The organism is Shewanella sp. M16 (genome assembly GCF_018224605.1).
Lineage (GTDB): Bacteria > Pseudomonadota > Gammaproteobacteria > Enterobacterales > Shewanellaceae > Shewanella > Shewanella oncorhynchi.
On the sequence record NZ_JAGTUL010000003.1, the window covers coordinates 24,319 to 39,334 of the forward strand.

General features: G+C 44.2%; 13 protein-coding genes and 1 pseudogene. 5 read left to right on the forward strand and 9 right to left on the reverse strand.

All coding sequences use genetic code 11. The features are described from left to right. Positions 1 to 81 precede the first annotated feature (81 nt). Positions 82 to 1,320, reverse strand: coding sequence for an OprD family outer membrane porin (locus tag KFE26_RS02625; protein WP_212599580.1), 1,239 nt, complete (start codon positions 1,318 to 1,320; stop codon positions 82 to 84). Between the two features lie 279 nt (positions 1,321 to 1,599). Between KFE26_RS02625 and KFE26_RS02630 the strand changes: the two genes are divergently transcribed. After that, entirely contained in the window at positions 1,600 to 2,319 is a 720-nt protein-coding gene (locus KFE26_RS02630) for a FadR/GntR family transcriptional regulator (RefSeq protein ID WP_113939236.1), read from the forward strand. Here the strand turns inward: KFE26_RS02630 and KFE26_RS02635 are convergent. From KFE26_RS02635 to KFE26_RS02650, 5 genes are all read right to left on the reverse strand, one after another. Then, positions 2,316 to 2,720 (reverse strand): DUF1850 domain-containing protein, encoded by a 405-nt coding sequence (locus KFE26_RS02635; RefSeq protein ID WP_105250374.1) that lies wholly within the window; start codon positions 2,718 to 2,720, stop codon positions 2,316 to 2,318. The two genes, KFE26_RS02630 and KFE26_RS02635, sit on opposite strands and share 4 nt — an antisense overlap. A 45-nt stretch (positions 2,721 to 2,765) precedes the next feature. Next, positions 2,766 to 4,799 carry a TRAP transporter permease gene (locus KFE26_RS02640; protein WP_113939235.1) on the reverse strand — a complete coding sequence of 678 codons (2,034 nt, stop codon included), beginning with the start codon at positions 4,797 to 4,799 and terminating at the stop codon, positions 2,766 to 2,768. Positions 4,800 to 4,907: 108 nt separating this feature from the next. Next, positions 4,908 to 5,864, reverse strand: coding sequence for a TAXI family TRAP transporter solute-binding subunit (locus KFE26_RS02645; protein WP_105250372.1), 957 nt, complete (start codon positions 5,862 to 5,864; stop codon positions 4,908 to 4,910). Between the two features lie 279 nt (positions 5,865 to 6,143). Next, entirely contained in the window at positions 6,144 to 6,266 is a 123-nt protein-coding gene (locus KFE26_RS24165) for a hypothetical protein (protein WP_105250371.1), read from the reverse strand. 365 nt (positions 6,267 to 6,631) lie between these two features. After that, entirely contained in the window at positions 6,632 to 8,128 is a 1,497-nt protein-coding gene (locus KFE26_RS02650) for a helicase HerA-like domain-containing protein (RefSeq protein ID WP_212599581.1), read from the reverse strand. Positions 8,129 to 8,387: 259 nt separating this feature from the next. Between KFE26_RS02650 and KFE26_RS24295 the strand changes: the two are divergent. The 4 genes and pseudogenes from KFE26_RS24295 to KFE26_RS02665 all read left to right on the forward strand — a co-directional run bounded on the left by KFE26_RS24295 (position 8,388) and on the right by KFE26_RS02665 (position 10,571). Next, a pseudogene (locus tag KFE26_RS24295) lies at positions 8,388 to 8,627 on the forward strand (hypothetical protein). A gap of 11 nt (positions 8,628 to 8,638) precedes the next feature. Continuing rightward, the gene (locus tag KFE26_RS02655) at positions 8,639 to 9,064 is read left to right on the forward strand and encodes a hypothetical protein (protein ID WP_107949438.1); all 426 of its coding nucleotides are present in this window, start codon (positions 8,639 to 8,641) and stop codon (positions 9,062 to 9,064) included. A gap of 130 nt (positions 9,065 to 9,194) precedes the next feature. Continuing rightward, positions 9,195 to 10,073 (forward strand): neutral zinc metallopeptidase, encoded by an 879-nt coding sequence (locus KFE26_RS02660; protein ID WP_131524218.1) that lies wholly within the window; start codon positions 9,195 to 9,197, stop codon positions 10,071 to 10,073. A 51-nt stretch (positions 10,074 to 10,124) separates the two neighbouring features. Continuing rightward, entirely contained in the window at positions 10,125 to 10,571 is a 447-nt protein-coding gene (locus KFE26_RS02665; protein WP_173247816.1) for an NUDIX hydrolase, read from the forward strand. Between the two features lie 25 nt (positions 10,572 to 10,596). Here KFE26_RS02665 and KFE26_RS02670 read toward each other — a convergent pair whose 3' ends face one another. From KFE26_RS02670 to KFE26_RS02680, 3 genes are all read right to left on the reverse strand, one after another. Continuing rightward, positions 10,597 to 11,796, reverse strand: coding sequence for an SAM-dependent methyltransferase (locus KFE26_RS02670; protein ID WP_212599582.1), 1,200 nt, complete (start codon positions 11,794 to 11,796; stop codon positions 10,597 to 10,599). A 443-nt stretch (positions 11,797 to 12,239) separates the two neighbouring features. Then, the gene (locus KFE26_RS02675; RefSeq protein WP_212599583.1) at positions 12,240 to 13,286 is read right to left on the reverse strand and encodes a hypothetical protein; all 1,047 of its coding nucleotides are present in this window, start codon (positions 13,284 to 13,286) and stop codon (positions 12,240 to 12,242) included. After that, on the reverse strand, positions 13,286 to 14,548 hold the full coding sequence (locus KFE26_RS02680) for a hypothetical protein (protein WP_212599584.1): 1,263 nt from the start codon (positions 14,546 to 14,548) through the stop codon (positions 13,286 to 13,288). The genes KFE26_RS02675 and KFE26_RS02680 overlap by 1 nt, the downstream gene beginning before the upstream one ends. Positions 14,549 to 15,016: the final 468 nt, after the last annotated feature.

Genomic DNA, 15,016 nt, shown 5'->3' on the forward strand with positions numbered 1-15,016 from the left:
TTGCGGTACAAAAATTGGGTGTATCGAACAAGGCTGATACACCCATATAAGTTTTGGTGCAGGGGAGTTAAAACTGATGAACTATTTACCTAAGGCAAATTTATAAGTGACATATAAACGCAGATCGTCAAGATCTTCAGCTTGATCAAAATCGACCATGGCATAACGCGCCTTAAGACCTAGGCCCGATAACATGCCTGAAAATTTATAGGCGATTGAAAAGTTTGTTTCATTAAAATCTGACGCAGTCCCCTCTGGCACATCGTACTGCCCATAGAAGGCATAGGCTTCTAATCCACTCGCCCCTAATTTTTCAAAGTCATAGGCCAGCTTTAACGCGTTGACCTCTTCATTCGCCCGTGCAGATTGATATACCTGTTGAATGACCACTTTTTCATCGCCCCATGGGGTCAGCACTGTGTCATCCCCGGTTTTGGCGTACATATAAGTGAGATCTGCCCCCGCCAATTTGGCGCCTAGATGGAAGCCATATTGATAGGTATCGAGTGGGCCGCCGGTTTCTTCACCTATTGCCTGTTGAGTTAAATAGGAAGGTGTTAAGTACAAATTCGTTGGACCAACATCAGCGGCTAATTTCACTTTGGCATAGGTTTGATTGAAAACATCTTCCATGCTGTAGTGCCAAAGATGGGCTTCAGTTTGGACTGTCTTAAAGGGCAATTGATATTTAGCACCTAGGGCATAAACTGGGTTATCGGCAACATCTGCCACAATACCCGCTCTTGCTAATTCGCTTTGTACCGCCTCTTTTACGGATACGAAGCTATTGTCAGACCACCCCATGGAATCTGTAATATAGAGTGCTGATAACGTTAGATTATCAACACTCTTATTTTCTGCTGAAAAGCCGCGAAAAGTTCGTGGGATCGCACGAATGTCATGGGGATTCATCATTGGTGTGCGCAGTTCTTGTGCACCTAATTTGAATTGAGTATCCCACCAATTACCTTGGACAAAATACTCCTGTAAACGGTTGACGTTGTCATGATCGCCAGCGGCATCGCGAGCAACTAGGCCGTAGACATCATCTGAATCATTGGTCCAAATGGGATTTGCAGATGCGAAGCTGGTCCCAAAACTGAGGCCATTCACTTTTGCGGTATTGTAATAAAACAGTCCGCCAAATGACGTATCGTGTTTAGTGTTCGTCGTATTATCAAAGTCACGGGTAAAATCGAATAAGCGTAATTCCCCTTTTAACGTACCTTGGCTAAACATTTGATCAATGCTGGTATCTGCTGTAGCTGGAATCGCTAGCGTAGATAGCACAAGCAAAGATAAATAAGATTTTTTCATCATCATCTTCCCTATTATTAGTAAGCCCTGATCAGAATTGTCTGAGCTAGTTAAAGAAATTATGTTTAACATTCTTAGGTTAAATGTATGACGTATGACTAATGCCGACAACGAAGTTAAGATGAATATGAGAAACTAGTTACGAAATTCGCACAGATGTTACTTGGATCAACAAAGATGAATGTTTTTTAATCACTAATGTAGGAAAGATGAGAGTACTTTTTCTGCGTTAATGCGGTTTTATGCTAGTATGGCGACACTAAGCATATTTGGGATAATCAAGTGCATATCTTCAAGCCAATTAAGCAGATAAGAGCATCGAGTGAAGTCGGGCAGCAACTGAAAAATGCTATTTTAGACGGCGAATATAAGGCTGGCGATAAATTACCCTCTGAGCGCGAATTAATAGAATTATTTCAAGTTAGTCGCACTGTGGTGAGAGAGGCGATCAAAAGCCTCGAAGCGGGTGGATTAGTGGAGATTCGCCAAGGTGCAACAGGCGGCGCATTTGTTAAGCACTTAACCTTTGAACGTTTAAGTGATGCTTGCCAAGATTTATTTCTAATGGGGAAACTTTCCCTTCCTGAACTGTGTCAAGCACGCATGCTGATTGAGCCGCAAGTGGCTAGAATGGCTGCTAAAAATTGCACTCCAGAGCAAGCTAAAGCTTTGCAAGAGGCGAATAGTCATGAAAGTGACTCATTGGCTTATCCCGAAACTGTCATATTGCGATCTCAAGTACATTATTTGCTCGCTGAAATGTCTGGAAATCGCTTTTTAGAAGCGATCGTAAAATCCTTGTTGGTTTTATTAAGTAATCAAACGACTAAGTTTCAGCCACCGACTGATGAAATTCATCCTTTAGGTTTGCATGATGTCATTGTCGAAGCGGTTATCGCAAAAGATGGGGCGAAAGCTGAGGCCGAAATGTTTGCACACCTTGAGGATTTTAATCGGCGCCTAATAGAAATTGAGCGTAAATATATGGATAAACGCGCTTAAGGCAAAGAGTTGCAACCCCAAAGTTCAACCGCGGCTGTTTGTTTGTTGGGTACGCCAATCCAATGACTCATGGCTTGGCATTGCACTTTTCCTGAGATTTGAGTGAAGCAAAGTTCAAAATCCCCTGCTTCGGGCGTGCGACCTAAGCGCAACACAGGCAAAATGGGCAGCTTGGGCTGATAATGCCAGCTGCCATTTTTAAGATAGGCATCATCTGGGATTTCCATTCCAGCACCCGTACCTTTCACTCTTGCTTCGACCAACACTAATCCTTGTGGCGTGACGTTATAGTCTTCCTCCCAGCGAATTTTTTCTATGCTGTGGTTCCATGCCAAGGTGAAGTTGTCTGTGGGCACTTGTGCCCACAGTGTGCCCGCTAGGCCTAAGCACAGGCCTAGCATCTGTTTACCTTCAATGGCTGATTAATAACCAATAATATCAAGGGCTTATCCTTGCTCTGCAAGACGTTTGAGTTTGCGTGCTCGCCAGCTGTGTTGCACGATAAATAGCAGCGCGAGCCCAAAGCCAATTTCATCACTCAACGGCGTAGCAAGAATTAAGCTCGCACCCGCAAGGAAGCCGATAACGCGTTCCCACCAGTAGAGTTTTTGTAATAGATATCCGGTAAAGATGACGCCCCAAATACCAATACCCACAGTCGCTTTTAGCAAGACAAACCCAGTGGCTAACCAGCTATCACCTTGAAGCATCAAAGCGGGATCGTAAACCGCCATAAAGGGGATCACAAAACCTGCAATGGCGATACGGATTGCCCAAAGGCTGATCTTAAGGCCTGATTCCTTCGCGATTGGTGCTGCGGCAAAACAGGCTAAGGCAACGGGAGGCGTGAGATCGGCCATGATGCCGAAATAAAATACAAACATATGCGACACAATCAGTGGCACACCGAGGTCGAGTAATGCGGGAGCGGCAATCGAGCTAGTAATAATGTAGTTAGGGATTGTGGGGATCCCCATGCCGAGCACTAGGCAAGTGACCATAGTTAACACGAGTGATAAGAACAAGTTATCTTGGCCAACGGCAAGAATATAGCTCGCGAAGGTCGAGGCAATTCCTGTCAGTGACACTATGCCGATAATTACACCGACTAAAGCACAGGCGATACCCACAGGCACGGCATGACGGGCGCCTTCTACCAGTGCATGCAAGCAGATGGTGAGAGTATCTCTGCCGCCTTTAATAAACCAACAAATGGCGACTAATAAGGCGATAACCCCAAATACGACCCCGATCCCGAGTTGGAAGAAGCCAGCGCAAAGGATGCCAAGGGCAATCCAAAAGGCAATGCGCATTGCCATTGAGGAAAGCCGCAGTACTATGGCTGAGCCTAAAATTACTATCGATGTGAGGGCGAGTCCTACCATGCCTGAGAACAGCGGCGTTCTACCCGAAAACAGCAAGTAGACTAAAATAAACAAAGGGATAAGGAGATACCAACGCTCTTTAATTGCCGCCCATGGATTCGGGCACTGATCTTTAGGCAGGCCACATAGATTGGCGCGTTTGGCTTCTAAATGCACCATCCAAAATACGGAGCAGAAATAAAGTAGCGCAGGGATCAATGCCGCTTTGGCTATCTCGATAAAGGGGACGTTAATGGTTTCGGCCATGATAAAGGCCACTGCGCCCATGATCGGCGGCATGATTTGGCTGCCCATACTCGATGTTGCCTCTACCCCGCCGGCGAAGGCTGGGCGATAACCGAATCGTTTCATGAGTGGAATGGTAAATTGGCCCGTTGTGACCACGTTGGCAACACCTGATCCTGTAATCGTCCCCATCAATGCCGATGACACTACCGCAACTTTTGCAGGACCGCCGAGCTTGTGGCCAAATAATCCCATGGCAAAGTCGGTAAATAAACGGATCATTCCGGCTTGTTCTAAAAAGGAACCGAAGAGAATAAACAGGAATATATACGTCGCCGACACATAGGTTGGTGTGCCGTATAGCCCTTCGGTACCGAAGGCTAATTGATTGATGATCTGATCGAATCCATAGCCGCGGTGCATTAAGTCACCGGGTAAATATTGGCCAAATAAGCCATACATCAAAAAGATGCTACAGATGATAGGTAGCGCCCAGCCCATGACTCGGCGCGCTGCTTCAAACACTAATACGATCAAAGTGATACCTATCACTATATCCGCATCGGTCAGATCGCCTGAACGTTGAATTAAGTCGGCTTCGAAATACCACTGATAAGCCGCTGTGGCCATGCCAGCTAGACCGAGTAGCCAAGCGAGTGGCTGCCAAGGCTGAGATTTTCCTTTAGCGGGATAACTTAAAAAAACCACTAACAGTAAAAAGCCCACATGGGTGGCACGCAGTACTTGAGTCGAGACGGGATGAAAAGCGGCAGTGATGATTTGAAAAATAGAAAAAATTAAGGCTGTATAAAATAGAGCCTTGGGCCAATCGCCAGTATTTGCGCTGAGACCTTGTTGGGGATCACTCATATTATGCCTCACAGCATTAGACTACAGAGATGATATAAACGAGATGCCGTTATTTAACGGCATCTCAATTGCTTAGTTTGGAATAGGATGCACAGATATCAGTAAAACTTAGAGTGCACCAACTTCTTTGTAATAACGTTCTGCACCTGGGTGCAGTGGTATTGGCAGATTTTTCGTCGCTTTATCTACGCTGATGGTCTTCGCGGCGGAGTGCGCGTTACCGAGTCGGTCTAAGTGCTCGAACATGAGTTTTGTCATCTGATAGGCTAAATCATCCGATACACCGCTTTGAGTCACCAGTAAATTTTGAATGGCGACGGTAGAAACGTCGGTGGTTTGGCCTTCATAGGTCGATGCTGGGATCACGCCATGTTGATAGGCGGGATTGTTAATCTTAGCGATCACATCTTCTGGAATTTCAACAAAGTTGATTGCCATAGTCGCAGCTAAGTCACGGATAGCAGCCATGCCGAGACCGGAAGATTGTAAAGTGGCGTCTAATTGACGATTTTTGATTAGCTCAACGGATTCGGCATAGGGTAAAAACTCGACTTTCCCCATGTCTTCGTAACTTAGTCCCGCAGCCTTGAAAATCGATCTGGCATTGAGTTCTGTCCCTGATTTAGGGGCACCCACTGAGATACGTTTTCCCTTTAAATCGGCCAAGGTTTTAATACCAGACTCTTTATTGGCGACGATTTGAATGTAGTTAGGATAAGCCGAGGCAAGTACTCGGATTTTATCCAGCGGCGTTTTAAAGCCTGCATCAATATCACCTTGATATGCTGCTGCGACTGAATCACCTAAAGCGAACGCTAATTCACCACGACCCGCTTGCAATAAATTGAGGTTTTCTACTGAGGCTTTAGTTGCTTGAACTGAGGTTTTAGAACCTTCGATTCCGGTGCCGTAGAGTTGCGACAGCGCAACGCCAATAGGGTAATACACACCACTGGTGCCGCCTGTGAGAATGTTGATAAAGGCGGGGGCAGCAGCCATAGCGGCAGCACTGAGTGTGAGAGTCACTGCTGCGCCGACGGCGACAAAACGTTTTTTGATTTTCATTATGAAATATCCTTATTTTTTATAGTGTTATGTAGGGTCTTTCGAGCGGTAAATACCGTAATCAGCTCAATATAACTACATAAAACCTGAAAAAGGTCAATTAGGCTATAGTCGATAGCTGCTACTTTTGTATCACAAAACTGAGATCTGAGACTGTTTTGAGCAAGGTTGTATTGTGAGGTAAAACTTGGTTGGTTCAATGAAGCGGGCAATAAAAAGGGCTAACCTAAGTTAACCCTATTTGTGTTATTAGAGGACAAACCTCCTAATAACAAGACATTATTTAGTGTTATCTAAGAAACCTTTAGTTGCGTTTTTCGCATGTTTTGCTGCTCTTTTCTCTTTAGGAGACATCAGCGGTTGTTTCTTCGATTCTTTACGGTTTTTTTGCTCTTTACTCATATAAAACTCCATGTACTCTTTGGTTATTCATCAGGCTAATCATGTAAGCCGTACTTAATTGAACCTATTCCATGACGTCCTGATTGAAGCGAAATTTTTATCTCGAATTACAACATTTTAAATTACAAATATCTAAAATCATTGATAATTATCTGTGAATTTATTTGCCTCAATGAGCGATTACAGCAAAATAATCTTATCACCGAATTCCGTACCATGATCCATCTATCACTTAGAATAATTAATGCTAATGCTAGCGTTAACCTGTATAAGAAATATGCGAACAAGGACACAGTACCTCTATTTTCGTCATTGTTTGTGGTTTTAGTGGGCCCTAATTGGAGGCTTAACTAAGTACCATATGCCTAACGTCTGCTCGATTTACCTAACATGCCACCTAATATACCGCGCAAAATTTGTTTACCTAATTGGCTTCCAACCGTGCGTGCCGCTTGTTTTGATAATGTTTCAGCTAACCCTTGACGGCGCTTATTACCAAAAATAAGTTCACTGAACCAACCTTGTTCTTCGGCTTTTTGGCCCGTTTGAACATCACTTGCTGTGGATGTGGTGTCGCTGGTGGCGTTACCAACTCGTCTTTGGTTAAGGCGTTCGTAGGCCGATTCGCGGTTGATTAACTGATCGTATTTACCTCCAATCGGGCTTTGGGCGCGGACTTGTTGTAACTCCTCACTTGTGGCGGGTCCCATGCGGCAACGTGGCGGTGCGATGAGCGCGCGCTCGACCATAGTTGGCACGCCTTTGTCGGCTAACATAGACACTAAGGCTTCACCTACAGCGAGCTGGGATATGACGTCGCTAACAACCAGTTTGGGGTTAGGCACAAAGGTTTCTGCGGCGGTTTTAACGGCCTTTTGATCCCTTGGCGTGTAAGCTCGCAGGGCATGTTGAATACGATTGCCTAATTGTCCGAGAATTTCGTTTGGGACATCATCAGGAAATTGCGAGCAAAAATAAACGCCTACGCCTTTTGAGCGAATTAGGCGCATGATCTGTTCGACGCGTTTTAATAAACTCGGTGGGCAACCCTCAAAGAGTAAATGCGCCTCATCGATAAAAAACACTAGCTTAGGTTTTTCGGGATCGCCGACTTCGGGCAGATTCTCAAATAATTCTGAGAGTAGCCAGAGTAAAAAACTTGAATATAAACGGGGAGTTAAAATCAGTTTGTTTGCTGCTAATAAATTGATAATGCCGCGCCCTTGCAAATTAGTGCGCATTAAATCTTCAAGCTGTAACGCGGGTTCACCAAAAAAGTCTTTGCCACCATCGCGCTCTAATCCTAGTACCGAACGTTGAATTGCTGCGAGGGATTGGGCGCTGATTAAACCATATTTGGCGGAGATTTCTTTGCGTTCCTCGGCAACTAAGGCCAGCATGGCCCGCAGATCATCTAAGTCGAGCAGTAATAATCCTTGGTCGTCCGCTAGTTGAAAGACTATGTCTAAAATACCGCTCTGGGTGTCATTCAATTCTAAAATTCGGCCGAGTAAGGTTGGGCCCATTTCGCTGATGGTGGTACGCAGTGGATGGCCTTGAACGCCCGCTAAATCCCATAACACCACAGGATTGGCTTCGTTGTGATAATCCTCAATGCCAATTTGAGTTGCCCTTTGTAATAGCTTTTCACTCGGAGTGCCGGCCATCGCTAGACCCGAGATATCGCCTTTAACGTCTGTGATAAAAACTGGTACGCCTTGGCGTGAAAAACCTTCGGCAATACTCATCAGCGACACGGTTTTGCCTGTCCCTGTGGCACCGGCAATTAACCCATGGCGATTGGCATACTTAAGATTTAAGTGAACCTGTTGTTCACCTTTTCCTATTAATAGCGTATTCAAAGGCATTCCTTATGTTAACGGTAGGGCTTATATTGGAGTCGTTGCAGCATCCTTATTTTAGCCACTGTGTATTTAATCCACTTTAGTGTCGTCGTTCATGCGTATAAAAATTCATCATTGAGTGTTGGCCTTAGCGTAATTTATGTCAACATGGGGCCTGAATAAGCTTGATATCACTTAGCAAAAATGTGTGATTGACAATATGGGCGTTACCTATGAATAAGGTGTGTTATTTTTGTCATTCACTGAGGCGTGCTTGATGGTGAAATTCCCTTTGATTATGCTGCTCTTGTTCTTTACTGTGCTGACATCTGCATGCACCGAATGAGTCTGTGGTGCAAGAACCTGTGTTGAATCTTATGAGCCTATGCGAGATAAACAGCGCTGTGTTGCTGAGGTGGATAAAAACCTTTATTTGTATGAAAAACTAAAAGCATTAGAAGAAAATCAACGGCTGAAAATGGCCATAGAACAAGCCACTCAAAAATCGTTAATGTAGAAAGGATATCTATGAAAGGTGCGGGCGGAACACAGGGCGGGACGGGACAATTTTTTATGGGTCTTGCCATGATGTGTGGCGGATTTTATTTATTGTTCAATGCAATACAGGTGAGCTCTAGTTTTGGACTGGGCTATGGCTTATATCGAGTGAATGCCTTTGGGCAAGGCATGTCGATTACCACAGGCATGGTGATGCTACCGTTTATTATCGGTATTGTGATGGTGTTTTTTGACGCTAAGAGTAAGTTAGCTTGGCTGTTGAGTTTAGGTTCGCTTACGGCCTTGGTTGTGGGGGTTATCAGCTCGATTCAATTCCACTTTAAATCTATGTCGGCCTTTGAACTTATCGTGATCCTCGTTTTGGCCTTTGGTGGTTTAGGGTTGTTTTTACGCTCACTGAAAGACGCGCCCACAAGCGATACACAAGCGAAATAACCACTGGACACTTAATCACTAGGCTCTTAACCACTAGGCGCTAGAGTGCAAATACGAAATCAGAGTTTTGCATCTAAGCGACTTTAATAGCGGTTTAATGAAAGTTTTAACTACAGAGTGAAGGAATGCGATGCGCTGGCGTGACACTGATAGAAGCTCCAATATCGAAGACAGACGCGGCCAGCAAATGGCATCTGCGGGTGTGCCGAGTGCCTTGTTACTCAGGTTCTTGCCCTTTTTGCTGAGAACTAAACTTGGTCGTGTGGTGTTGCTCATCGGCGGCATTTATATTGCTTTTCAGTATTTTACCGGTGGTCTGTCACTCGACCCGAATACTCAAGCTCATCTTAGCCAATCCCAATCTAGCTCAACGACCGCGGTACAGGATGAGAATGCCCAGTTTGTGGCGGCCATTTTAGGCACCACAGAAACCGTTTGGGGCCAGTTACTCAAAGGGCAATATCGAGAGCCGAAGTTAGTGCTTTATCGCAATATGACCTCCACTGGCTGCGGTATGGGACAGGCGCAGTCTGGGCCTTTCTATTGCCCCGCCGATAGCAAGGTGTATATCGATCTTAGCTTTCTTGATGAGCTTAAAACCTTAGGCGCGCCCGGTGATTTTGCCTTTGCCTATGTGATTGCCCACGAGGTAGGCCACCATGTGCAAAACCTGCTGGGCACTAGCACTAAGGTGCGCCAAGCCCAGCAATCTGGCAGTAAAGTGCAGGCGAATCAATTGAGTGTCGCGCTTGAATTACAAGCAGATTGCTACGCAGGTATTTGGGGGCATTATGTCAATCAACAACTTAACTTACTTGAAGCGGGCGATTTAGCGGAAGGTATTGCCGCCGCCAGTGCTGTGGGTGACGATCGTCTGCAAAAGATGGCGGGTCGCGCCGTACAGCCCGATGCTTTTACCCACGGCAGTTCGGCGCAGCGGGTGAAATGGTTTAAGACAGGGTTTGATTCGGGTAATCTCGCCAGTTGTAATACCTTTGCGGCGAAGTGATTTTGTGTGATATCTCAAATACGTACCGAACAGAAATGCAAGGATAACTGAGTGGCCTTTAACGATACCTTTAGATTGAGCAGCCACGCGGTTATCACTAATGCGCAGGGACAAGTGCTGTTGCTTAAGGCCAATTACGGTAACTTTGCTTGGGGCTTGCCCGGCGGCGCACTCGAGCCCGGTGAAACGATTCACGAGGCTTTAGTGCGCGAATGCCAAGAGGAATTGGGGTTAAGTGTGCGGGTTAACTATTTGAGCGGCGTGTATTATCACAGTGCCTATCAATCCCAAGCTTTTATCTTTCGTTGTGAACTGTTGTTGCCTGATGGGCCTGAGGTGGCAAAAAATGTGGCAGAAGGTGAGCCATTGCCGATCCACTTAAGCCACGAACATTCAGAGTTTGCCTTCCACGATATCGATACCCTTAGCGCGGTGCAGCAGCAAAGAATTAAAGATTGCCTCAATTTCAACGGGATTGTCATGAGCGCAAAGTTTTAATGCTTTACTGGCAAACCGCCGGCCGTTAATCGGCTTGGGTTTGCGCGAGCAAGGTTTCTAAGCAATGTTCCTTGATCCCGTAATAGGCTTTGATGTCAGCAATTTGCGCGAGGATTGCGGCGCTGTCTTTCTGATTATTTTGTGGCTTTTTAACGGCCAAAATCATCTTATTTTTATTGGTATGTTCTAGGCTGATAAATTCAAACACCTTAGTCGCATAACCGTTGGCTTCCAAAAATAGCGCACGTAATGAATCCGTCACCATTTCAGCCTGTTGGCCCATGTGCACCCCATATTGCAGCATAGGTTTAAACAATTCTGGGCTGTGCATCTGCGGTCGAATTTGTTTATGGCAGCAAGGCGAGCACATGATGATGTCGGCATTGGCGCGAATACCATAATGAATCGCATAGTCAGTGGCGATATCGCAGGCGTGCAGGGCGATCATCACATCGGTTTGCTTAGGCGCATGGGTTCTCACATCGCCGCAGACAAACGACAATCCTTGATGATCGAGCGTTGCCGCCGTTTCATTACATAAATCGGCCAAGGCTTGGCGTAATTCCACCCCAGTCACCTGCGCATCATTGTGAAGGCTGTGGCGCAGGTAATCATGGATTGCAAAGGTGAGATAGCCTTTGCCTGACCCAAAATCGACCACATTGATCGGTTGGTCATTCTTGTGGGGTGAGGCTTCGAGTGCTTGACTGAAAACCTCAATAAATTTATTGATTTGCTTCCATTTACGCGACATCGCAGGGATAAGATTATGTTGGCTGTCCGTCACCCCTAGCTTGGTCAGGAAGGGACGTTCGATATCCACAAAACGCTTTTTCTCACGGTCATGTTCTAACTGCGCCGCGACAGCTTGTTTAACGTTATGTGTGCTGATTTGGACTTTGCCTTTTTTGCTGATCTCAAGCTGAACTTCTGCCTGCGCCGTAGCTAAGTGGGCACTTTTAAAATCGCTACCGAGTAACAGTTTTATGCTGGCTAACCCTTCGTCATAACTCAGGTTTTTAGTGATGTGATTTGTCTGGTGTTGGTACACAAACGACAGCACAGGTTCATTCTGCAAACTGATCGGCCGAATCGTAATGCGCTGCAGGCTTTTATCAGCCCCTCGGTACTTACTCAACAATAGTTTGATCAGACTATTCTTCGCCAAGCTGTCAGCCAAAAGCTGGTAAAAATCATCAAAAGAATTAAGCGCTGAATGGGACATTATTGTTTCCGAAAAAGTAACCAAGAAAAACAGGGTGAGTATTCTAACCGCGATCCGCCGCTACCTAAAGTTATTCTCATCGAGAATGAGGGTTGAGGCAGAGCTTCGCTGCTGATCTATCTGTTGAAATTCGTAATCTCGTGTAGGTTTTTGGCAAGCGGGATTTTGTCCCAACTCTTGTTTGAATTATTTAATCAAAGTCAACGTCGTGGGGCTTCACCCCACCCCCGACCAAGGAGGACTGCTCGTCCTATCCTCCTTGGATGCTCCATGACGCCCCCAACGGAGTTGAAAGCCCCTTGCTCTGCGGCAACTCCGAGGGTATGGCGTATTCCGTCGATTTTTGAGTTGTCTGATTGGTCACTTAAAGCATTAAAGAGTTGTGGATGTCCTTTTCTTTTTTTTGGAGAAGCTATGCAGCGTCCAAGCGCTTTGATTTGTTATTAAGCGCTCACGGCCTCAGTGAACATTTTCCTACTAATTCCCCAACAATCCAACAGACAGCCAACTACACTTCTTACCTCAATGGAAGACTCAGAGTGAGTTCTAAATAGTCTACTCATGGCCAAATTCTCTAGCTCTTTCGCTGATGAGAAAGTTGTTTTTCCAACTTCTGCTTTAGAAAAGTATTCGCCAAGTATGTTGGTTGGTAAAGAATCGAAATCAGCCATTACCTTAGTACGGACTTGCGAAGATATAGCTTTTCCTTCTGGTGCAAATTGCTCGACCAATGACAAGGATAGAGATAACATTTTGGCAACTCCATTTCTTCCTTTTGTTCCAAATGTAAAGCCTTCAACAAGCTTACTCACTCTATTGTCATGATCTAAAAATGATAACTCCTTTAGAACAAAGTCGACACCAATACAAAATAATGATATCGAATAATAAAAACACCTAATAGCAACTTTTAGCTGACTTGGTTTCGTTAATATTTGCTCTGCAAAAAATCTAGACACTTCAAGCCATTGGTTACATTCATCGAAACCAATCTCTTTAGAGAGCAGGCTCTTGCATTTAACTATTTGCCCCTTCCAATCGCCGTCAATTTTTCCAAGACTGTATTTTTCTATCTCAGATATAAACTCTTCATCAGAGAGCCGATTATTCAAAAAAACTTCAGATCTAGTTAGTTTGGATAAAAACGTTCCATCTAAAACTAATACATCTAAGTCAAAACCGAAATCTTTAACTTCTTTTCTTTTATCCGTTGTAGCAACAATTACTTTATTTGCTTTAACTGCCTTAGCCAACCCTTTAGCCCAGAATATTCTTTCTATTGCTTGTGGTGTTTTTTTATTCTTCACATCGACAATAGTAATGCTTCTAGTAAGTGATGACTCTCTACTGTAAAGCCAGAGATCAATATCGGTTACATCAAAACCTTCATAAACGAATGGAACTCCACGTACAACAAAGTAACCGGATTGTAGGAAGTAATTTCTAAGTTGCTCTTCCATTTCGAAGCCTTTAGGTAATTTATCAGCCATTAGAAATGACCTCCTGTTCTTAAAGCACTAATCATATCGTTAGTCTCAAATGGGCTTCTTTGTATTTGCTCTCTCCTAATTATTTCGCGATTAGCTTCCGGTCCTCTAAATTTAGTAATTGCAGCACCTGGCAATGATAGGATTGATTGCTCGCTAACATCCCCTTGCCTTATAGCTTGCAAAGCCAACTCTCCTACTTCTTTTTTCAGGAGTCTCATAAGTGGACCGCTGCGGCCACCTTTCGACCCATGTCGTATTGCAACAACTCCCTTTAACTCTAAAATCTTATAGTCTTGACCAATAGCACTTACTGGACCAACTTCTCTGCCGTCTATTAATGCTCCAAGTAAGCGATCAATCATGGAAATTTGACCCCGTGCATAATGGCTTTTAGTCATACCATAAGTCAGGGAAGCCACAAATGCTTTAGCCAAATCGAAAGCATCATCAACCATAGAGCTACTGTATTTTGAAAATGCTGAAGGTAATGTCAAATAGCCAACTTCTTCTTGGGTGTTGCTCACTACATTTATGTCAAAAAAACCTATTGAATTTACCTTTTTAAATAGAGGTTCACCCAAAATTCTCACAGAATCAGCGTATGATACACATGCATTTCTCTTCATAATATCAGTTAGTTCTACAAGAGATGTTCGTTCTTGAACGTTTAAAGAATCTAATACGTTCTTAGTTTTTATCGCAGAATCACGTCTAAACAAGTTACCATTAAAGATCAAATTCTCACTTTTAGTTATGGGCTCGACATCAATAAATCCAATTTTCTCAGAATCGTAAAATAACTGTTTTACTTCGTTGCTCGCCAACTTATACGTGTCTGAAAGTTCTTCCGAAACCTCACTGCTGCTTACAGGTTTATTTGAAGCGATTTCTGCTAGTTCAATAGCTGAAAGCTCAATACTTTTGGGGTTAAGTGATTCAAAGATATTTGCTGTATGTTGGAGAGCAGATATTGTTGTTATACCCAAGACTCCTACACCATTACCTGTTACATCAATCAACTCCTGATCTTTTAGAATATCGAGTAGTTTAGGAAGCTCAAAAGCTGTATTGATATTTGATGCATTTGCTAACACAAGCAGTCTTTCATTTGTTACAACACTTTGATTAGTTTCTGATATTGCAGATAGCAAAATGCCAGCTTTTCCGGCAACAAAAGTATTCTGGTACTCACCTTGATTAGTTACATTCTGCAGCTTATTTGTGTGGTGAATTAACCAAGAACCTTGTACTTTTTTATCCATTTAGCACATCCCTATTTTAATGGCGCTTCAACGCCTTAGTATTTATGTGCTGCACTGTTTGCAGGGCATAAATCGCTTGTTGGACTTGGTCGCTGCCACATCCATGTCAATTGGTATAAATGATGCTATAGGAATCTGCTATTTTGCGGTAGCGGTTTTTTATACAGTTTGATGGGTAATCACTTGATATCGTTTTAGCTTTATCATTCTTTGCAGACTGGCAGAGATACGCAAAGGTTAATAGGATTAAGCACTGTCATGGAAGTGACCGTTGACGGCATGGATGTCGTCGTCGAGCCCTCAGGGATGAGTTAATGGCGTGTCACTGGAATGACAGTGCGTAATCGTTGAAACAGAATGATGAACACTCTCTCTATGAGTAATTAATACAGCCTTGCTCTTGTTTAATACCTACCCTAAACAAAGATCTAACGGATAGTTGTTACTTAAAAGCTGGATTCCCGCCCA